The following is a 21,035-nucleotide window of genomic DNA, read 5'->3' as shown; positions in this document are numbered from 1 at the left end:
AACTGCCAAACTGACTTAAGCCAGACAATGGCTTAGTTGTTGCAACACACTCATTTTTATAATAAATACGATTTAAAATATAATGTTAGGATTTTTAGCTAAGGTTTTCGGAAGTAAATCAGAGAGAGATATTAAGAGCATCCAGCCGCTGGTTGTTAAAATAAATGAAGAATACGCAAAGTTATCTTCAATAAGTAATGATGAATTGCGTTCTAAAACAATAGAATTTAAAGGTAAAATTTCTACTTTTTTATCTGATATTGATGGTAAAATTTCAGCTTTGAAAGCTGAGGCTGATGGCGATGATTTAGATCTTCACCAAAAGACGGCAATTTATGATCAAGTAGATGCTTTAGGAAAAGATCGTGATACAGAACTGGAAAAAGTGCTGTTGGAAATTCTTCCAGAAGCTTTTGCGGTAGTTAAAGAAACTTCTCGTCGTTTAAGCGAAAACGAATTTCTTGAAGTTACGGCAACACAATTCGATAGAGATTACGCGGCAAGAAAAAGCAATGTTAAAATTGTTGGCGATAAAGCACAATGGGCAAACCGCTGGGATGCTGCTGGTACAGAAGTGGTATGGAACATGGTTCACTACGATGTGCAGTTAATTGGTGGAATTGTTTTACACAGCGGTAAAATTGCCGAAATGGCTACCGGTGAGGGCAAAACTTTAGTAAGTACCTTGCCTGCTTATTTAAATGCACTTGCTGGTCAGGGTGTTCATATTGTAACTGTGAATGATTATCTAGCACGTCGTGATAGTGAATGGAATGGTCCATTATTCGAATTCCATGGAATTAGTGTTGATTGTATAGATAAACATGAGCCAAACTCTGAAGAAAGAAGAAAAGCTTATGCCGCGGATATAACTTATGGTACAAACAATGAATTCGGGTTTGATTACCTGCGTGACAATATGTCGCAAACGCCTGATCAGTTGGTACAACGTAAATTGCATTTCGCAATGGTTGATGAGGTCGATTCGGTTTTAATTGATGATGCTCGTACACCTTTAATTATTTCTGGTCCAATACCTCGTGGCGATGAACACGAGTTTTATGAGTTAAAACCACGCATTGAGCGTTTGGTTAACGCTCAAAAAGCATACGTATCTTCAGCTTTAAACGAAGCTAAAAAATTAATCAATGCTGGTAATACTGGTACAGAAGAAGGCGAAGGGGGTTTAGCATTATTACGTGCTTACCGTGGTTTACCAAAAAATAAAGCTTTAATTAAGTTCTTAAGTGAAAGCGGTGTTCGTGGTTTGTTGTTAAAAGCAGAGAATCACTACATGGCAGACCAATCTAAGAATATGCCAAAGGTAGATTCTGAATTATTCTTCTATATCGACGAAAAAAATAATCAGGTTGAATTAACAGAGAAGGGAATTGAATTAATCACTCAATCGGGTGAAGATCCTCATTTCTTCGTTTTGCCTGATGTAGGTACTGAAGTTGCAGATTTAGAGAAGTCTGATTTGCCTTTAGAAGAAAAGGTTATCACTAAAGATGCTTTAATGCGTGATTATTCTGTTAAAGCAGAACGTATTCACTCGGTTAACCAATTGTTAAAAGCTTATACTTTGTTCGAAATTGATGTAGAATACATCATTGATGAGGGTAAAATTAAAATTGTTGATGAGCAAACTGGTCGTATTATGGATGGCCGTCGTTATTCTGATGGTTTACACCAGGCAATTGAAGCAAAAGAAAATGTAAAAGTTGAAGATGCAACTCAAACTTACGCTACGGTAACCCTGCAAAATTATTTTCGTATGTACCACAAACTTTGCGGTATGACGGGTACTGCAACTACTGAAGCTGGAGAGTTTTGGTCTATCTATAAATTAGACGTGGTTGAAATTCCTACAAATAGAGATATTTCAAGAAAAGACGATCAGGATTACGTATATCGCACAGTTCGTGAAAAATACAACGCCGTTGCTGATGAAATTGTAAAATTAACCGAAGCTGGAAGACCTGTATTGGTTGGTACAACGTCAGTTGAGATTTCCGAATTATTAAGTCGTATGCTTAAACTTCGCGGAATTAAACACAATGTATTAAATGCTAAAATGCACCAGAAAGAGGCAGATATTGTTGCTGAAGCTGGTCAGGCAGGTCAGGTTACCATTGCAACCAATATGGCTGGTCGTGGTACGGATATTAAATTAGGAGCAGGGGTTAAAGATGCTGGTGGTTTAGCCATCGTTGGTACCGAGCGTCATGAATCTCGTCGTGTCGACAGGCAGTTACGTGGTCGTGCTGGTCGTCAGGGCGATCCAGGTTCATCGCAATTCTTCGTTTCATTAGAAGATAACTTAATGCGTCTTTTTGGTTCTGAAAGAATCTCAAGCATTATGGTTCGGATGGGTATAGAAGATGGCGAGGTAATTCAACATTCGATGATTACCAAATCTATTGAGCGTGCTCAGAAAAAAGTAGAAGAAAATAACTTTGGTATTCGTAAACGATTATTGGAGTATGATGATGTGATGAACTCTCAACGTACTGTTATCTATGCTAAACGTAAAAACGCTTTGTTTGGCGAACGTTTAGATGTTGATATGAACAACATGGTTTACGATGTAGCTGAAGATATCGTTAGCGAATATAAACAAGAATCAAATTACGATGGTTTCAAGCTTGAAGTGATTAAAAACTTCTCTTTAGATACTGCAATTACGGAAAAGGAATTTTCTTCAACAAATGCTGCACAATTAACAGAAAGGTTATTTGAAGAAGCTGAAACATTTTATGCTCGTAAATCAGAAGCTATTATTCAACAATCTTTACCTGTTTTAACCCAGGTTTACGAAGAACGTGGTGAGCATATCGAACAAATAGTTGTTCCTTTTACAGATGGCATTCGAGGCATTCAGGTTGCGGTTGATTTAAAGAAAGCAATTGATAATAAAGGAAAAGAAGTTGTTCGTTCATTCGAAAAAACAATTGTTCTTGCTTTAATAGATGATAGCTGGAAAGAGCATTTACGTGAAATGGACGATTTAAAGCAATCTGTTCAAAATGCGGTTTACGAACAAAAAGATCCATTGGTAATTTATAAAATGGAAGCCTTTAACTTATTTAAAAATATGCTTACCGCAGTTAATAAAGAAGTTGTAAGTTTCTTGTATAAAGGTGGTATTCCGGTTCAGCAAGAACCTGAAGATGTTAAAGAGGCACCAGCTCCGAAAAAACAACCTAAGTTACAAACCACTAAACAAGAGTTTGGTCGTGAGGAACCAGGAATTGAATTCGGGGATACCCGCGAGGCTGTTCCTCAACAACCAATTCGTAAGGAAGCAACAGTTGGTCGTAACGAACCTTGTCCATGCGGTAGCGGTAAGAAATACAAAAACTGCCACGGAGCGAATTTGTAATTTGCACAACCCATAAAGAATGCCGAATTTTGCAAGAAGTTCGGCATTCTTGTTTCTAGCTTAGTCGGACTTTACTACCATGAAAATAATTTATACTATATTTTTCTTTCTAGCTGTTTATACTTCTTCTTTTGCTCAAAAGGGCGAGGTTACGGTTATTAAGGATCCAATGATAGATAGTTTAATTGCCAAACGAATTGAAGTTTACAGAACCGGTGGCGATGTAACTACGAAGCCAAATAAACCGGTTGTATCTGATTATGGATATCGGGTACAGGTTTTTTACGGTTCAGATAGAAGAGAAATTTTTAACCAGCAATCACGTTTTAAAGGAAGTTACCCCAAAATTAATACTTACATTATTTACAAGGAACCTAATTATTATTTACGTGTTGGTGATTTCCGTACGCGGTTAGAAGCGCAACGCTTAATGAGTGAGCTTAGACCTACCTTCCCGACTTTATTTATTTTTAGGGAAAAAATTAATGCACCAACTTTAGATACAACCACTGATGATCAAAGATAAAATTAAAGACTTAGCCGAAAGCATTTTTAATGATGTTGTAGGTTACCGTCGTCATATACATGCAAATCCCGAGTTATCTTTTAAAGAATTTGAAACTTCCTTATACATTAAAGATAAACTTGCAAAATGGGGAATTGAATTTACCGATTGTGCAAATACGGGTGTAGTTGGGTTAATTAAAGGAAATTTACCATCAGGAAATGTTATCGCTTTAAGAGCTGACATGGATGCTTTGCCAATAAATGAGGCAAATGATAAACCTTATCGTTCAAAAAATCATGGCGTAATGCATGCTTGCGGTCATGATGTTCACACTTCTTCTTTGTTAGGAACTGCTTATATTTTAAATCAATTGAAAGATGATTTTGGTGGAACTATTAAATTAATTTTTCAGCCTGCTGAAGAATTATTACCTGGTGGTGCTAGTATAATGATAAAAGAAGGAGTTTTGGAAAATCCTAAACCTCAGGCTATCGTTGGGCAGCATGTTATGCCGTTGATTGATGCGGGTAAAGTTGGTTTTCGTTCAGGAATTTACATGGCCTCAACTGATGAATTGTACGTTACAGTAACTGGTAAAGGTGGTCATGGCGCACAGCCACATCAAAATATTGATCCTGTTGTTATCGCATCGCACATTATTATCGCCTTACAACAAATTGTTAGTCGTAATGCTGATCCTCGTTTACCATCAGTTTTATCTTTCGGAAAAGTAATTGCTAACGGAGCAACAAATATCATCCCTAACGAGGTTAAAATTGAAGGAACTTTTAGAACTTTAGATGAAAACTGGAGAAATGAAGCACACATTCGTATGAAAAAAATGGCTGAAGGAATGGCTGAAAGTATGGGTGGAAGCTGCGATTTTGATATTCATAGAGGTTATCCTTTTTTGATTAACGAGGAAAAATTGACTGCCAACGCAAGAAGTTTCGCTGAAGACTTTTTAGGTAAAGAAAATGTAATCGATTTGGATATCTGGATGGCGGCAGAAGATTTCTCTTTTTACTCGCAAGTTACAGATGCATGCTTCTATCGCTTAGGAACAGGTAACATTGCAAAAGAGACAACCTATTCCGTTCATACACCGAAATTCGACATCGATGAAGATGCACTTAAATTGTCTACAGGATTAATGGCTTACATTGCTGTTAAACAACTGGGAAATTAATTAAGATGTAAAATGTAATAATGTAAGATGGAGCCTGAATTTTCCATCTTAATTATCTTTAATCCCTTTTACCTCTTACATATTTTAAAAGGGCATCATTTTTGAACATATAGCCAATACATGAAAAAATTACTTTTTTTAATAACCTTATCGCTTTTTTTCCTACAAAGCTATAGCCAGGTTATCGATAGATTCAATCCTGATACAGTTAAAACAATCACTTTAGATTCGACCGTAAACATTAAAGCTGAGCGGTTAAACGTTGAAACTTTTATTAAAGCGGTAATGAATGATACGTCTTTTTATCAGGCTTTCCGGGATATGAAGAGATATACATTTATTGCTGAAAACCGCATTTACAGTTACGATAAGAACAACAAAGTTGATGGAAAGATTTATCGAAAGATAAAGCATAACAACAGCGGCCCTTATAAAATGGAATACCTTGTTAAAGAAGATGAAGGAAAGATGTATAAGAAGAATGGTAAGTACCAACTTTATACAGTAGAAATGTTCGATTACATTTTTATGAATGCTTACAATACCGATTTCGTACCGAATGCCCCTGCAGAAGATGGTAAAGGTGGTACAAATGAAAGTTATAAAAATAAATTAAAAACGCTTATTTTTAATCCTGGTCGCCCAGTTAAAGTTCCTTTTATTGGAAGCAAAACAGAGATTTTCTCTGCAAATATGCGTCAGTATTATGATTATGCTTTCACAAGCGGAACTTATCTCGATTCGATTCCGGTTTACCGTTTCAAAGTTTCTGTTAAACCAGATTTAAGCAGCTGGACTAAAGACGGTCTTATGATAAAGGATTTGGTTACCATCTTTGATAAGCGAAACTTCAATATTTTAGGTCGCTATGTTGATATGAAATACAGCAACATGCTTTTTGATTTTGATGTTCAAATGAATATTGAAATGGGTTACTTCGGTGAAGATAAACTGCCAACAAAAATCACTTATCAAGGCAACTGGGATTATCCATTTAAAAAAGAGGAACGAGCTAGTTTCTTGATTCTTCATAAAGATTATAAGCAGGAAAAGGCTAAATAGTAATATCTATCGGATAAAAAGATTTATTATCTTTAACAATCAAGACAGTTGATAAAAATGCATTCTAACTTTTGATAAAAAGTTAGAATATTATTTCTTTATATTTTATTTTTAGTTAATGCTTTATATGCACAGATTTTAACTTTAAAACAAATATGAAGTGTTGTGGAACAAACTTTAAGCATCTCTAATGTTGTCAATAGAGAAAGCTTTATCTCCCTTTAAGGATTTCAGTTTTGATTTCCAGGATTTAGATTTTAAGAAAACTAATATAAAATAAATACTATGAGAACCACATTAAAAATCACCTTATTTTTTTCAGTTTGTATACTATTTTTAACCTCAATGACATTTAAACCGAAACGAATTATCTTTTTTGGCGATTCTATTACTCAACAGGGTGTATCGGCGAAAGGCTATGTTACATTAATAAAAAGATCTTTAGACTCAACCAAATATACGGTAATGGGCGCTGGAATTGGTGGAAATAAAATATATGATTTGTATTTACGCCTAGAAGATGATGTACTAAATAAAAAACCAGATTTAGTGGTAATTTATGTCGGTATTAATGATGTATGGCACAAACAATCATCGCACACAGGAACCGATTATGATAAATATTTAAAATTTTATCAGGCTTTAATTAATAAGATTCAGGGTGTTGGAAGCAAAGTTGTTTTAGTAACACCTTCTGTGGTTGGAGAAAAAAGGGATGGTACAAACGAACTTGATGCAGATTTGAATAAATACGCCGAAGGTATAAGGCAATTAGCTGCCAAGAATAATTTACCCGTTTGTGATTTAAGAAAAATATTTGCAGAATACGAAGCAAAAAACAATCCCGAAGATAAAGAAAAAGGAATTTTAACCGTAGATAGAGTTCACTTAAATGAAACCGGCAATAAACTGGTTGCAGACCAATTATTTCCATTGGTAAAATAGCCAAAGAGTGGATCTGTCTTGATACTTTATACCAACTACTTAATACTATTTTGATAAACCGCGAAACAATAGATAAGATAATGGATACCGCCCGTATTGAGGAGGTGGTAGGGGATTTTGTACACTTAAAAAAACGCGGAACTAGTTTAATTGGGAATTGTCCTTTTCATGGCGAAAAAACACCATCTTTTCACGTATCAGTTACTAAAGGTATTTATAAATGCTTTGGTTGCGGTAAAGGTGGCGATTCGGTTCGTTTTATAATGGACCATGAAAAGTATAACTACCCGGAAGCATTAAAATTTTTAGCCAATAAATACAATATAGAGGTTGAGGAAACTGAACTTACCCCTCAGGATACCGAAGCTCAAAATGCAAAGGAGAGCTTGTACATTGTTTCTCAATTTGCAGCTGCATTTTTTGTAAAACAACTTTGGGAAACTGATGAAGGAAGGGGGATAGGGCTAAGCTACTTTAAGGAGCGTGGGTTTAGAGAGGATATTTTAAAAAAGTTTGAAGTCGGTTATTCGCCCGATGTTTGGGATGCAATGACTCAAAATGCCATTAATTCTGGTCATAAATTAGAGTTTTTAGAGCAAACGGGTTTATCAATAAAAAACGATAACGGAAAAATTTACGATCGTTTTCGCGGTCGTGTTATGTTCCCAATTCATAATTTTACGGGTAGAGTTATTGGTTTCGGTGGACGCACATTAAAAACAGATAAAAACGTTCCAAAATATGTTAACTCGCCAGAAAGTGAAATTTACCATAAATCTAATGTGCTTTATGGTTTGTTTCATGCAAAAAAGGCTATTCGCGATTTAGATAACTGTTATTTAGCCGAAGGTTATGCTGATGTACTTTCCGTGCATCAGGCAGGAATAGAAAACGTTGTCGCTTCTTCTGGTACTTCTTTAACTGTTGAGCAAATTAAACTTATTGGTCGTTTTACACAAAATGTAACCATTCTATTTGATGGTGATGCTGCAGGTATCAAGGCATCACTCCGTGGTTTGGATATGATTCTTGAAGAAGGACTAAATGTTAAAATCGTTTCCTTCCCGGATGGACATGATCCGGATTCGTACATGCATCATGTTGGTGCAGGTGCATTTAAAACGTATTTAGAAAATAATCGAAAAGATTTCATTCTCTATAAGGCAAATGTATTGCTTAAGGATGCAGGTGATGACCCAATAAAACGGGCAGGTATAATTCGGGATATTGTAGAAAGTATTGCAAAAATTCCGGACCAAATTAAAGCTTCGGTTTTTATTAGAGAGTGTAGTAGTTTGCTGGAAATAGAAGAAAAGATTTTACTTTCTGAGTTAAATAAAATGCGCTCAGCGAAGAGTAAGAAGTCGTTTGAAAGCAATCAAAGAGCCAGTACTTCAAATAACAATCCTTATTTGTCAGGCTCAACCGATCCACTTGGTCCGCCTGATGATTTATGGGACGATAATGCGGGTTTGGCAGAACAAAATGCAGTTAATGAAGATGAGCCTCAAGAGCAAGAGATTCTTAGACTAATGCTTGCTTACGGAAACATAATGGTAAGTTGGGATCAGAATGAAAATTTATATATTGGTTCATTTATTTTACAAAATCTTTCTGATGTTGTTTTTAAAAGAAGCCTTCATGATAAAATTATTAAACACTATTGGGATAAAGCAGAAAAGGGTTACTTGCCTACCGAAAAAGACTTTATTCAAAATCCTGACAGAGAGATTTCCGAATTGGCCATCACGCTTTCTACCAGTAAATATCAGCTTAGCGAGAATTGGTTAAAGAAACATTTGATTTATGTTAAAGATGAAACCATGGATTTGAAGAAAACCATATTAGGAGGTATTTATCATCTTAAAAAAAATAAAATTGAGTTAATTAAGAAAGGTATTTTATCAGAATTGAAATCTGAAAAGGATCCTACAGCACAAGAAGATTTGATGGTTAGATATTCTAATATCAAAAGAGTTGAAAAAATTATTGCCGACTTTTTAGGAATCAATATTTTGGAATAAATGGCTATTCACAACGACTTAGGCCATAAAGGTGAACGTATCGCGAAAGCATATCTGGAAGAAAAAGGATATGAAATTCTTGATGAAAACTGGGTTTATGGAAGAGCTGAAATAGACTTAATCGCCTACAAAAACGGGGTAATGATTTTTGTAGAAGTTAAAAGCAGAACTTCAGTTGCTTTTGGTCGGCCAGAAGAATTTGTGCAAAAAGCTAAGCAGAAACAAATGGAACTGGCTTCGCTAAAATATATTGAAATTATGTCTCATCAGAATGAAATCCGTTTTGATATCATTGCAATAACATTTAAAAAAGATAATACTTATACTCTAAACCATATTAACGATGCTTTTTGGCCTGAAGATTAAACATTTTAAAATTTTATTTTTTATTGTTATTGCAATAAACCTGGCAAGTTCTTGTAAAAATGAACCTTCAGCAGGTTACAACACATTCACTAATCCTTCGGCAGGGTCAAGCCTTGTTTCAGGAAATGATATTGATATAAAGATTGATTTCGCGAAAAATAGAAAAATTGATTCTGTAGTTTACTTAATCGATTCGACGAAAGTTGCAATAGCAAAAGACACATTAGGTTTAAAACTTAAAACTTTAGGATTGAAATTAGGAAATCACCTGCTAACAGCTAAAATATATCAAGGAGAAAAGTCAGATGATATTACTTCAAATATTATCATTTTTGCATCAAAAGCACCCGATTTATATACTTATAAAGTTATTGCTAAATTTCCTCATGATACATCCGCTTATGTCGAAGGTTTGGAGTATCACGATGGTTTTTTCTATGAAGGTACGGGTGAAAAGGGAAAGTCGGATCTACGTAAAGTAAATGTTCAAACTGGGAAGGTTTTGCAACAAGTAAAGTTAGATACAGCATATTTTGGTGAAGGTATAACTATATTAGGAGACAAAATATTACAACTAACGTGGCAAGAAAAAACAGCTTTTGTTTACGATAAAAATTCCTTTAAGTTATTATCAAAATTGCCATATTCCGTTGGAAGAGAGGGTTGGGGCTTAACCTTCGACGGGCAGAAAATTTACACGTCGGATGGCTCTAATACCATCTATTTTATGGATAAAAATACGTATCAAAAAACTGGTTCTATTGACGTTTTCGATGATAAAGCTGCCAGAGATAATATAAATGAGTTGGAATATATTGATTCTGGCATGCCCGGCAGTCAAGGGAAAATCTATGCTAATATTTATCAAACTAATACTATTGTGATTATTAATCCAGAAACCGGCGCTATAGATGGTAAGATTGATTTAACAGGCTTATTTTCTTCAGATTATTTTAAAACAGATTGGGATAAAGGAAACAATGTTTTAAACGGGATTGCTTATGATAAAATCGGAAAGCGGCTTTTTGTTACAGGAAAAAAATGGCCCTACATTTTTGAAATTAAGATTATAAAGAAATAAATGCCAAACTTAGAATAAGGCAATGATTAGCAGATTATAGATTAAAAAAATAATCTGCTAATTTTTGGCTTACCTTTCAGTTTTGACGAGTCTAAAAACCCTGCCTTATCCTTAAATCCTCGTTATTTTTTCTTAGGTTCTTCCAAAAGGCCATTAAAATTAATTGATTGTTTATTTATACTATTTACCATTAGTGAGGCATAACCGTTTTGCGATATGCTTAAGTAAAGCTGGTAGTTTTCTTTTTTTAAATCGTTTGTGCTGATATTAATGGAATAGGTGCCTTTTTTGTTTTTCGATTCTTTGTATGTGAACTTTTTTGATGTAAACTTAATTCCGCCATCGGTTGGGTTATAAGGTGCTGAATAAGCTCTTCCGTAATACGGTAAGTAAGCAACAATACTATCTTTGGTTACTTTTAAATCATATTGAGAACCCGATAAATTAATTGTTCCGCTTCCGCCCTGGCCACCAGGAAAACTGCTCATTATTCTGCTTATATCATTATTAGCTAAAGGCATTGCATTATTAGCAGTAAAAATATAATTTTTATCGGCAACTATTTTTGTAGTGGTTTCTTTATCCGTTTGAGCAAATGCATGAGTTATTGTTAACATAAACAATAAGCTCAAAATTAATTTCGTGTGTTTCATGTGTGTTGTTTTGAATGTTTAACAATTTAAAGATGTAGAAGTTTAGGTATTTCCATAAACTCAATTGAATTTTCAAAAAACTACATAAATATAACCAATTCGAAAGCATTAAAAAAGAGGCTTTCTCATAAATCAATTTGTCTTTGCACCTTGTCACGTTGAGCTTGTCGAATCGCCTTAAAAGGCAGTTTTGCAAGTCCTTCTACAGGATCAGGATGACATTTCGTATTTATGAGGAGCCTCTAACCCTAATTAACAAAGTAATAATTATACAGTTACAGAAAGTGTATTGCCTGAGATTGATGTTGTGTATACTTTCAATGCAGATGTTGTTCCGCCATCATTGGGTTGAGCCAAAATAGAACCAGCTGTAGTGTAGCGTGAAGCATGTAAAGCACACTGAATGAAATTACTCGCCTGAATAAAATTTAATGCGCCGCCCTGATGCGGACAAACGGCTTGAGTTGCCGCAAATGAACTTGTGGTATTGCCTGCGGCAGTTCGAATAAATAAAATCCCGTTAACAGTTACTGAAGCACCAATACTAAGTATTTGTGTGGCTAAATCTACATTTGCCGTTGTGCCTGTTGCCGGGCCTCCGCCACCCGGGTTGTTCGGTTGTGGATCGCTACCCTTGCTTCCGCAGCCTGATAAGCAAGAACCTGTACAAACCAATGCAATTCCGAGTCCTAATGACTTTATAAAATCGTTACGTTCCATAATTTTTTGTTTTAGTAAATTTTAGTTTGGATATCTTTATTTTTTGATTTAAAAAGTGTGAAGTTTCGGGAAATAGTAAAGCCGAAACGAACACCACCATGTTTCCATGATTTTTGTGTATTAGCAATAAAACTGTTTTCTGAAATGTATTCCGAATTCATGAAGTTCAAGGAGAAAACATGTCCGCCTGTTTCAATCTCCAACCCAACACCTAATGGATTATAAAATTGTTGTGATAAATCCGTCGGTCGGTTTAAGCCATTAATCAAAGTGTAATCGGCTATAAATGATAATCTTTTGGTTAGCTTAAATCTTCCGGCAAAGCCGATGCTAAATAAATTTTCCGGGTCGCGAACATCAACAACATTTTTTCTGAAAAGAATGGATGGTGCAATTTGAAGCGATAATCTCTGAGAAAACTTTCTTGAAAAAATAGGCTGCAAAAAGTAACTGAAACGGTTTGCGTAACTCGAAAACTCAGTTGTTGTAAAAGGTGCTCTTGCAATCCAGCCCATTTGCCCTAAAACGGTAACATTTAAAGGAATATTTCCATTTTTGCCACCACCTTGTTCAAGCAACTTGTATTTTAAGTAGCCGTTAAATAATTCGTCATGTTTACTTCTACCAATACTTACCGTTAGTTTATCAGTTATCCCATAATCCAATCCAATGAATAAATCTGTAGCTACATCTAAACCATACAATGTGTGTGCACTTCCAAATTCGCCGCCAATATCACCAAAATGGTGCCTTATCCGTAAATCTAAATCATGTTTTTTTTCTGTTTCCGTAGAGTGAGAGAGAACAATGTGTGTCGATTTAAAAGTTGAGTTTATGGTTCTTGCTTTTACTGTATCCGTCATAGATTTCATTAAAGAATCTGCAGATTGTGCATAAACACCTCCTGTTATTAGCAAGGCAAAACTGATTAGAGTAGTCGCTTTTATCATATGTTTAGTTTTTAAGGTTTAAGGTTCCGTTGATTTTTACATTAATCACTTTCGCAATTTTTGTAAAAACCAGCATTGGGATTTCGATATTATGATCCACACAGGCAACATCAAAACTTGTTGAAATAGAAATTGTACCATTTTGTACCTTAATGTTACCCGATATTGTTCTTGGTTTAGTTATACCGTGAACCGTTAAACTTCCTTTAGCAAGTACAGGATAATCTCCGTCTTTGGTCCAGCTGATATTTGGTTCTACGGCACCTTTAAAACTTGCAGTAGGATACTTATCACTTTCCATATAATTTTCATTAAAGTGTTCCTGCATAAGTTTCTTCTCGAATTCGAAACTTTTAATTGGAATCTGAAAAGCGACTTCTCCGGTTTTTGAGATGATAACCGCATTGGTTTTATTGCTTTGTGCTTTAATATCTTCTATTGGTGTTGATGAAAACAGATTAACTTTTACGTTAGTGCCGACATAGTTTTGGGCTTGTATGGAAAAAGAAAGAAATAGTGTAATCGAAAAGACAAGAAGCTTGCAGGTTTTTTTCAGATTATTCATGATACAATGTTTTGTTAAGTTTATATCCAAACCTCTAGTCAGGATAGTAAGTCAAGAAATATAATAGTGGGATAGATTTGTTTTTTTGAAATCATAGTCAATACGATGGCTAAAGCTTTTGGGTTGCTTATGAGTTGAAAAAAATCTAAGGCATAAAAAAACCGCTCCATAAATTAATATGAAGCGGTTTTTAAAAGATTAAATTTAACTAGTTAAAATCCGATGTTTTTAAATCCGGATTGACTTTGATTTCTTTAATTACGATATTAAATTCTTGCCCACCTTTTGCAGTTTGAACACTTTGAATTATCGAGTGGGGAAATAAAACGTCGCCCACTTTTTTATAATCAGCATAATCAGTTGTTTGTGTAATTTCAGTACCTTCTTTAGTCGTTGTACTTTCTTCTTTCAATAACAAGCCAGAGGTTACATCATAATATTCAGTTTTCTTTTTTCCGGTTGCAGAAGTTACCACAAGCTTGTAAGCATTTGCGGAGCCAATTTTGGTGGTTCCTGTTACTTCTAGCTTACTTCCGTCTGTGCCATAAAAAAGTTGGTTAAATAAACCTTTATCTGCTTTTGCATCGGCAATTTCATCAGCTTTCATTTCAGCTTTTTGACCCATTTGCATTGCATAACCTGTTGTGCCATTAAAAACTTGCTTAACCATAGTTTGACCACCCATAGACATTTCCATGCTACTTAAATTAGGCGCCATTTTTTTCATAGCTATGCCTAATTTATTCCCTTGCATATCCATTTCTCCGGTTTGTTGAATGGCGGTAACTTTTTTCAAAGCGGCTTCTCCACCAATTGCGGTAATGTAATTACTAATTACTTCTTTTGCAGATTTTGATGTTGTAGTATTTGTTGCAGTTTCTGCTTTAACAGGTGCTGCATAATTATCAAAAGTATTAATTGTAAAACCAGCTTTAGTTAAGCCAGGAACAAAAGATTCTGTTTTACCCACAATTACCACACGTGTATTATCGTGATTAAAATATTTTTTAGCAACTCTTAAAACATCATCGGTAGTTACCGCATTTAATTTTTGCAAATAAGTGCGATAGAAATCTTTTGGTAAGTTGTTAATTAGAATACTGCTTGCAAAACCAGCAGTACGTGCAGGATTTTCTAAACCTAATGCAAAAGAACCATTATATAGGTTTTTAGCATTTTGCAATTCTTCTGCTGAAACTTTCACTGTACGTATTATATTTATTTCTTTTAAAAACTCTACAACGGCACTATCAGCTTTCTCATTTCTTACAGCAGCTGTTGCAGTAAATTTAGATTGAAAACGCCCTGATCCAGTGCTGGAGTAGGCACCATAAGTAAAGCCATGTTTCTCGCGAAGATTCATAAATAACCTCGATTCTGAACCTCCACCCAAAATTTGATTGGCTAATAAAATAGCAAAATAATCAGGACTGCTTAGTGGCAAATCAACCAAATTGGTAACCGTAATTTCTGATTGCACAGCATTACTAACATTAACCACATCAACTTCAGTTTTAGCAGGATTACCAACCTTAGTTAAAACAGGTAAAGTCAATGTAGTTCCTTTCCAATCGCCAAAAGCTTTTTCTGCCAAAGCTTTTGCATCCTCGGGTTTAATATCACCTACAAAAGTTAAATAACCACGAGATGGAGTAACATATTTTTTATAGGCTGTTTTAACATCATCCAATGTAATTCCATTGATAGAAGCTTCTGTTTCAAACTCTCCGTTGGGATGGTTTTTTCCATAAGCCAAGGCATTTACAACACGAGATGATATTGCTTTTGCACTTTTCTCGCTCGATTTTAAACCGGTAATGGTTTGTGATTTGATTTTCTCAAATGATGCAACCGGAAATGAAGGTTGGCGAATACTTTCTGCCATTAACATAAAAGCAGCACTAAAATAGCGGGTTAAAGCCGAAACTGTTCCGCCTGATGCGCCAGCACTTACATCTGCACCAAGCTGATCTACAGCCTCATCAAATTGTGCTTTGGTTTTGGTTGTTGTACCTTCATTTAGCATACTACCCATTAAACTTACAACACCTGCTTTGGCACCTTCTTTAATTGGACCCGCATCAATGCTGTAGCTTGCCGAAACTTTTGGAAGTTTATGGTTTTCTACTACAAGAATTGTAATGCCATTTGCTAATTTGTAGATAACTGGGTCTGCAACTGTAATTACTGGCGCTGGTCCTGGTTTTGGTTTTTGGCTACGATCTATCGTCTGTGCTGAAATACCTTGAGCCAATAAGGAAACTGCAGCTATTATGAATAATTTTTTCATTTTCTTAAATATTGTAATATGAAAAGCGGTTATTTTTTTGGTAAATAATACAAAACAACTCTTTGGTTTTTGTTTAGATATTTTTTTGCAACATCTCTTATTTCTTCTCGAGTTATCGATCTGATAGTCTCCAATTCCTTGTTGATATCATTGGTATCCTTATCATGGAAAGTATATCCAGCCGCTAAATTTTCTGCAACACCAAGCATTCTGCTGTTTGCACTTACATAACTATTTTCAAATTGGTTTTGAAGTTTCTTATAGTCGCTTTCGCTTATTAAATCGGTTTGCAAACGCAACACTTCATCATCAATATCTTTTAATAAATCGTTAAGCGGTGTATTTTTATTTGGAAGAGCTAATGTAATGTAAGCGCCGTAATCTTCTAGCGAATAATTGAAAGCAGCAACTTGCAAAGCTGTTTTCTTTTCATCAACCATTTTGGTGCTTAACCTCGAGCTGCCTCCACCAGATAAAACTGAACTTATCATTCCCAAAACTTTATTTTCTCTACTTTTCATGCCTGGGACACGATAAGCTGCAAAAATTGCTGGAATCTGGATGTTCGCATCGTAAGCAGTATCAATAATTTCTTTGGTTATCTCGGGTAATTTATATTCTTTACGAACAACTGGTGCACCTTTGGGAACTTCAGCAAAATACTGTTTAACTAAACCTTTTGTTTTTTCGATATCTAAATCTCCTGCAATAGTTAAAACAGCGTTATTAGGAATATAATATTTTTTATTAAAGGCTATAAATTCATCCAGCTTTGCAGCATCCAAATGCGCCATTGAACCAATTGGTTGCCATCTGTATGGATGCCCATCAAATAAGTGAGCGAAGATTTTTTCTGTGAATTTACCATAAGGTGAGTTATCCACACGAAGGCGTTTCTCTTCTTTTACAACTTCGTTTTGAGTTTTTACACCGCTTTCATTTATTACAGGTTGTAACATACGCTCACTTTCTAACCATAAGCCTAATTCCAGTTGGTTAGATGGAAATACTTCGTAGTAAAATGTACGATCCTGAGAAGTGTTGGCATTGTTTTGGCCGCCGTTACTACTCACTAATTTCATAAACTCTCCCTTTTTAATATTTTTAGAGCCTTCAAATAGCAAATGTTCAAAAAAGTGGGCAAAGCCTGTACGCGTGGTATCTTCGTCTTTAGAACCAACGTGATACATAACTGAAACGGCAACAACCGGGGCGGTTTTATCCTGATGTAGAATGACATGGAGGCCATTGTCCAAATCAAATTCGGTAAATTGTACTTTTTGAGCAGATGCGCTTAAGCACAGACCGGAAATGGCCAGAGCAAAAAAAATTCTTTTTTTCATTGAATAATCTGTTTGGATATCAAGGTGGTTAAACTTTAATATCAATTTTTAATAATAAGTTAATTGTTTTTTGTTGTAACTAAACAAGTAGGAGATTATGCTAAAGTAATATTTTTATAACAGAAAAAGCGAATGTTTAATTCGCTTTTTCTGTTTTCACTACCTCCAGGATTTATATTGGTTGATTAATCCGTTGGTAGAGCTATCATGACTGGAAACTTTTCCATTGCCTTCCAATTCAGGTAAAATCTTTTTAGCCAATTGTTTACCTAATTCCACACCCCATTGGTCGAAACTGAAAATATTCCAGATTACACCCTGAACAAATATTTTGTGTTCGTATAGGGCAACTAAACTACCCAATGTATATGGCGTAATTTTTTTCAATAGAATTGAATTTGTTGGTCTGTTCCCTTCAAAAACTTTAAATGGTGCAAGCTTAACTATTTCTTCTTCAGTTTTGCCATCTTTTTTTAATTCAGATGAAACCTCTTCTTCTGTTTTGCCATTCATTAAAGCCTCCGTTTGTGCAAAGAAATTTGAAAGTAAAATAGGATGATGATCGCCTAGCGGATTTAAACTTTGTGCAGGTGCAATAAAATCAGCAGGAATAATTCTCGTTCCCTGATGAATTAATTGGTAAAAAGCGTGCTGGCCATTTGTACCCGGCTCGCCCCATATTATTGGGCCAGTTTCGTAATCAACATCGTTTCCATTTCTATCTACATGTTTGCCATTGCTTTCCATATCACCCTGTTGGAAATAAGCAGCAAAGCGATGCATGTATTGATCGTATGGTAAAATTACCTGTGTTTCTGCATTGTAAAAGTTAATGTACCAAACACCCAATAATCCTAAAATTACGGGTAGGTTATTTTCAAATTCTGCTGTTTTAAAATGATTATCCGTTGCATGTGCACCGGCAAGTAATTCTTTAAAATTGTCAAAACCAATGCTTAATGAAATTGACAACCCAATTGCGCTCCATAACGAGTAACGACCGCCAACCCAATCCCAAAACTCAAACATGTTTTCGGTATCAATACCAAAAGCCGACACATCTTTTGCATTTGTTGATAGGGCAGCGAAGTGTTTCGCAATATCATCTTCTATACCACCCTTTTCTAAAAACCATGTTCGGGCAGAATGTGCATTTGTCATAGTTTCTTGTGTAGTAAACGTTTTTGATGCAACCAAGAATAACGTGGTTTCAGCATTTAAGCCAGCTAATGTTTCTGCGATATGCGTTCCATCAATATTTGAAACAAAATGAATGTTTAAATGATTTTTGTAATGCTTTAATGCTTCCGTAACCATTACCGGACCTAAATCAGAACCACCAATACCAATGTTTACAATATCTGTTATTGGTTTGCCAGTGTAGCCTTTCCATTCTCCGCTGATAATGTTGTTACTAAATTTTTCCATTTTGGCAAGAACAGCATTTACATCAGGCATTACATCTTTACCATCAACCGAAATGGGAGTGTTACTTAAATTGCGTAGGGCAATATGCAGAACAGAACGGTCTTCTGTCTCATTGATTTTATCGCCATTGTACATCGCTTTAATAGCTTCACCCAATTTACACTCGCGAGCGAGTTGAATTAATAAAGCAAAAGTTTCGTCATTAATTCTGTTTTTACTGTAATCTAATAAAATATCTTCAAAAAAAACAGAAAATTTTGTGAAACGATTAGCATCTTCGGCAAAAAGATCTTTAATGCTTTTTTGATTTATATCTACAAAATGATCGGCCAGGTACTTATAAGCCTCGGTCTCGGTAAAATTTATTTTTGGTAACATATTCTTTTCTTTTTTTGTAAAAGTAATAAAGCAAATATTTAAAATGGTCTTTTTAATGTTCAAAAATAACATTTCATTATTTATGATAAACAAGTTAACTTAGGTATAACTTCCCATGAATTTCTGTACATCGTATTTTATGTTTTATTAAAAAAATTATGTTAGAAAACTTAAGTGCATTAGTGCGTGAGAACGTACAGGAAAGCGTTGTTAATAATAGCGAAGTTCCCAATGAAAAAAATGAAGCGGTAATTCAGGCAGCTTCAGGCTCTATTTTTGACGCTTTAAAAGCTCAAATCCCTTCTGGGAATGTTGATGGTCTAGCTGAAATATTTAATTCGGGCAACGCAGAAGGTTCTGCCGTTACCCAGCAAGCTGCCGGAAGTTTTACTGATAAGTTAGCTGGTTTAGGCATAAATGCAGCAACAGCAAAAAGTTTAGCAGCAACAGTGATTCCTGTAATTTTAAGTAAGTTAACTCAAAAAACAGCAGACCCAAATGATAACTCTTTCAATATAAAAGATGTATTGGGAAGTTTAACAGGTGGTGCTGATGGTAAATTTGATGTAAGTGATGTTATCGGTATGTTTAATGGCGGCGGGCAAGCACAAAAAGGGGCAAATACTGGCTCAGGAGGAATAATGGACAAGCTTAAAGGTTTGTTTAATTAAAAATATTGTAGACTTTATTCAATACATAAATCTTTTTTACATTATCAAAACTAAATCCCATTCATGAAAAAAATCTACACCCTATTTCTTCTTGCAGTCACTTCAGGCGTTTATGCTCAAAAATCTCCATTAAATGCAACTGTTTCTAAAAAGGCTGATGCTATTGAGCAAAAGGTTATCACCTGGCGACGCGATTTTCATGAACACCCGGAATTAGGCAACAACGAAGTTCGAACGGCCGGTATCATTGCTAAACATTTAGAATCATTAGGTATAAAAGTTAAAACCGGTGTTGCAAAAACTGGTATAGTCGGAATTTTGAAAGGTGGGAAACCCGGGCCGGTTGTGGCATTAAGAGCGGATATGGATGGTTTGCCTGTTACCGAAAGGGTTGATGTGCCATTCGCATCAAAAGTGAAAACACAATATAACGGACAGGAAGTTGGTGTGATGCATGCTTGCGGACATGATAGTCATGTTGCTATTTTGATGGGTGTTGCAGAAGTTTTGGCATCTATGCAAAAAGACATGGCCGGAACGGTGAAATTTATTTTTCAACCCGCTGAGGAAGGTGTTTCTGCAGGCGAAGAGGGTGGCGCAGCTTTAATGATTAAAGAAGGTGTTTTAGAAAATCCAAAGGTTGATGTGATTTTTGGCTTGCATATTAATTCACAAACCGAGGTTGGAGATGTTACCTACAAACCTGGTGGAACAATGGCTGCGGTAAATGATATGAAGATAACAGTTACCGGCCGGCAAGCGCATGGTGCTTATCCATGGAGCAGTATAGACCCTGTTGTAATTTCTGCTCAAATTATAAATAACCTGCAAACTATAGTGAGTAGAAATTTAGATGTGACTCAAAATCCAGGTGTGGTTACTATTGGTGCAATTAATGGTGGTGTTCGCTCTAATATTATTCCCGAAAAGGTAGAAATGCTTGGTACAGTTCGTAATTTCAGTAAAGAAGATGAAGCAATGTTTATCGATAGAATCAAAACAATTGCTACTAAAACTGCTGAAGCTGGTGGCGGAAAAGCAGAAGTTAAAATTCCTTACAGCAATCATTATCCTGTTACTTTTAATAATGTGGCGCTAACTGAAAAAATGTTGCCAAGTATGCAAGCTACTGCTGGTGCAGCACATGTAAAATTAAGACCGCCAGTTACCGGTGCCGAAGATTTTTCGTTTTTTCAGGAAAAAGTGCCTGGTTTATTCGTCTTTTTAGGTGGAATGCCCAAAGGGAAAGATCCTTTAAAAGCACCTTCGCACCACACACCAGATTTTTATTTGGATGAAAGTGGATTTGTTTTAGGCGTTAAATTATTATCTAACTTAACATTGGATTATCTGGCAATGAAAAAGTAATTAGGTTTCGCATATCTTAATTATGCATGTTAAGCGTGTAATTAAATAGATTCTAATCTAAAAATATATTTTAAAGCTTCCTGCAATGCATTATGCTCGGAGCGATTTT

17 protein-coding genes are annotated in these 21,035 nt (G+C 35.3%); 10 read left to right on the top strand and 7 right to left on the bottom strand.

Translation table 11 applies throughout. The features are described 5' to 3' along the window. Positions 1–82: 82 nt before the first annotated feature. From secA to IEV50_RS01630, 8 genes are all read left to right on the top strand, one after another. Positions 83–3,385, top strand: a complete 3,303-nt coding sequence (secA, locus tag IEV50_RS01665) for a preprotein translocase subunit SecA (protein ID WP_188411516.1) — start codon at positions 83–85, stop codon at positions 3,383–3,385. 79 nt (positions 3,386–3,464) lie between these two features. After that, on the top strand, positions 3,465–3,911 hold the full coding sequence (locus IEV50_RS01660; protein WP_188411515.1) for an SPOR domain-containing protein: 447 nt from the start codon (positions 3,465–3,467) through the stop codon (positions 3,909–3,911). Next, entirely contained in the window at positions 3,898–5,082 is a 1,185-nt protein-coding gene (locus tag IEV50_RS01655; protein ID WP_188411514.1) for a M20 metallopeptidase family protein, read from the top strand. Before IEV50_RS01660 ends, IEV50_RS01655 begins: the two co-directional genes overlap by 14 nt. A gap of 120 nt (positions 5,083–5,202) precedes the next feature. Beyond that, positions 5,203–6,144 carry a hypothetical protein gene (locus IEV50_RS01650; RefSeq protein WP_188411513.1) on the top strand — a complete coding sequence of 314 codons (942 nt, stop codon included), beginning with the start codon at positions 5,203–5,205 and terminating at the stop codon, positions 6,142–6,144. A gap of 285 nt (positions 6,145–6,429) precedes the next feature. After that, positions 6,430–7,089, top strand: coding sequence for an SGNH/GDSL hydrolase family protein (locus IEV50_RS01645; RefSeq protein ID WP_188411512.1), 660 nt, complete (start codon positions 6,430–6,432; stop codon positions 7,087–7,089). Between the two features lie 50 nt (positions 7,090–7,139). Next, complete coding sequence (dnaG, locus tag IEV50_RS01640) at positions 7,140–9,113, top strand: DNA primase (RefSeq protein WP_188411511.1); 1,974 nt, start codon at positions 7,140–7,142, stop codon at positions 9,111–9,113. Continuing rightward, complete coding sequence (locus IEV50_RS01635; RefSeq protein WP_188411510.1) at positions 9,114–9,479, top strand: YraN family protein; 366 nt, start codon at positions 9,114–9,116, stop codon at positions 9,477–9,479. Continuing rightward, positions 9,457–10,560, top strand: a complete 1,104-nt coding sequence (locus tag IEV50_RS01630; RefSeq protein ID WP_188411509.1) for a glutaminyl-peptide cyclotransferase — start codon at positions 9,457–9,459, stop codon at positions 10,558–10,560. Before IEV50_RS01635 ends, IEV50_RS01630 begins: the two co-directional genes overlap by 23 nt. Before the next feature lie 122 nt (positions 10,561–10,682). Here IEV50_RS01630 and IEV50_RS01625 read toward each other — a convergent pair whose 3' ends face one another. The 7 genes from IEV50_RS01625 to pgi all read right to left on the bottom strand — a co-directional run bounded on the left by IEV50_RS01625 (position 10,683) and on the right by pgi (position 18,887). Continuing rightward, positions 10,683–11,213: a DUF4251 domain-containing protein gene (locus IEV50_RS01625; RefSeq protein WP_188411508.1), complete on the bottom strand. Its 531-nt coding sequence runs from the start codon at positions 11,211–11,213 to the stop codon at positions 10,683–10,685. Between the two features lie 267 nt (positions 11,214–11,480). Then, entirely contained in the window at positions 11,481–11,933 is a 453-nt protein-coding gene (locus tag IEV50_RS01620; protein ID WP_188411507.1) for a QcrA and Rieske domain-containing protein, read from the bottom strand. 11 nt (positions 11,934–11,944) lie between these two features. Next, on the bottom strand, positions 11,945–12,883 hold the full coding sequence (locus IEV50_RS01615; RefSeq protein ID WP_188411506.1) for a DUF5777 family beta-barrel protein: 939 nt from the start codon (positions 12,881–12,883) through the stop codon (positions 11,945–11,947). A 4-nt stretch (positions 12,884–12,887) separates the two neighbouring features. Then, entirely contained in the window at positions 12,888–13,448 is a 561-nt protein-coding gene (locus tag IEV50_RS01610; protein WP_188411505.1) for a YceI family protein, read from the bottom strand. 208 nt (positions 13,449–13,656) lie between these two features. After that, positions 13,657–15,738, bottom strand: coding sequence for an insulinase family protein (locus IEV50_RS01605; RefSeq protein ID WP_188411504.1), 2,082 nt, complete (start codon positions 15,736–15,738; stop codon positions 13,657–13,659). A 29-nt stretch (positions 15,739–15,767) separates the two neighbouring features. Further along, positions 15,768–17,081 carry a M16 family metallopeptidase gene (locus IEV50_RS01600; RefSeq protein ID WP_188411503.1) on the bottom strand — a complete coding sequence of 438 codons (1,314 nt, stop codon included), beginning with the start codon at positions 17,079–17,081 and terminating at the stop codon, positions 15,768–15,770. A 159-nt stretch (positions 17,082–17,240) separates the two neighbouring features. Next, positions 17,241–18,887, bottom strand: a complete 1,647-nt coding sequence (gene pgi, locus IEV50_RS01595) for a glucose-6-phosphate isomerase (RefSeq protein WP_188411502.1) — start codon at positions 18,885–18,887, stop codon at positions 17,241–17,243. Between the two features lie 158 nt (positions 18,888–19,045). Here pgi and IEV50_RS01590 point away from each other — a divergent pair, with 158 nt between their 5' ends. Next, positions 19,046–19,558, top strand: a complete 513-nt coding sequence (locus IEV50_RS01590; RefSeq protein WP_188411501.1) for a hypothetical protein — start codon at positions 19,046–19,048, stop codon at positions 19,556–19,558. Between the two features lie 63 nt (positions 19,559–19,621). Then, a complete protein-coding gene (locus IEV50_RS01585; RefSeq protein WP_188411500.1) occupies positions 19,622–20,926 on the top strand; it encodes an amidohydrolase in 1,305 nt (434 codons plus the stop codon). Positions 20,927–21,035 lie beyond the last annotated feature (109 nt).

Origin of the sequence: Pedobacter mendelii (assembly GCF_014635725.1) — a bacterium.
Classification (GTDB): Bacteria; Bacteroidota; Bacteroidia; order Sphingobacteriales; family Sphingobacteriaceae; genus Pedobacter; species Pedobacter mendelii.
Note: the sequence above shows the minus strand (reverse complement) of the source record. Positions and strands in the feature narration are given on the sequence as shown.

Coding starts and splice junctions, on each gene's coding strand:
- secA (WP_188411516.1), top strand. CDS start 83: ATGTTAGGATTTTTAGCTAAGGTTTTCGGAAGTAAATCAGAGAGAGAT.
- IEV50_RS01660 (WP_188411515.1), top strand. CDS start 3,465: ATGAAAATAATTTATACTATATTTTTCTTTCTAGCTGTTTATACTTCT.
- IEV50_RS01655 (WP_188411514.1), top strand. CDS start 3,898: ATGATCAAAGATAAAATTAAAGACTTAGCCGAAAGCATTTTTAATGAT.
- IEV50_RS01650 (WP_188411513.1), top strand. CDS start 5,203: ATGAAAAAATTACTTTTTTTAATAACCTTATCGCTTTTTTTCCTACAA.
- IEV50_RS01645 (WP_188411512.1), top strand. CDS start 6,430: ATGAGAACCACATTAAAAATCACCTTATTTTTTTCAGTTTGTATACTA.
- IEV50_RS01635 (WP_188411510.1), top strand. CDS start 9,114: ATGGCTATTCACAACGACTTAGGCCATAAAGGTGAACGTATCGCGAAA.
- IEV50_RS01630 (WP_188411509.1), top strand. CDS start 9,457: ATGCTTTTTGGCCTGAAGATTAAACATTTTAAAATTTTATTTTTTATT.
- IEV50_RS01625 (WP_188411508.1), bottom strand. CDS start 11,213: ATGAAACACACGAAATTAATTTTGAGCTTATTGTTTATGTTAACAATA.
- IEV50_RS01620 (WP_188411507.1), bottom strand. CDS start 11,933: ATGGAACGTAACGATTTTATAAAGTCATTAGGACTCGGAATTGCATTG.
- IEV50_RS01615 (WP_188411506.1), bottom strand. CDS start 12,883: ATGATAAAAGCGACTACTCTAATCAGTTTTGCCTTGCTAATAACAGGA.
- IEV50_RS01610 (WP_188411505.1), bottom strand. CDS start 13,448: ATGAATAATCTGAAAAAAACCTGCAAGCTTCTTGTCTTTTCGATTACA.
- IEV50_RS01605 (WP_188411504.1), bottom strand. CDS start 15,738: ATGAAAAAATTATTCATAATAGCTGCAGTTTCCTTATTGGCTCAAGGT.
- IEV50_RS01600 (WP_188411503.1), bottom strand. CDS start 17,081: ATGAAAAAAAGAATTTTTTTTGCTCTGGCCATTTCCGGTCTGTGCTTA.
- pgi (WP_188411502.1), bottom strand. CDS start 18,887: ATGTTACCAAAAATAAATTTTACCGAGACCGAGGCTTATAAGTACCTG.
- IEV50_RS01590 (WP_188411501.1), top strand. CDS start 19,046: ATGTTAGAAAACTTAAGTGCATTAGTGCGTGAGAACGTACAGGAAAGC.
- IEV50_RS01585 (WP_188411500.1), top strand. CDS start 19,622: ATGAAAAAAATCTACACCCTATTTCTTCTTGCAGTCACTTCAGGCGTT.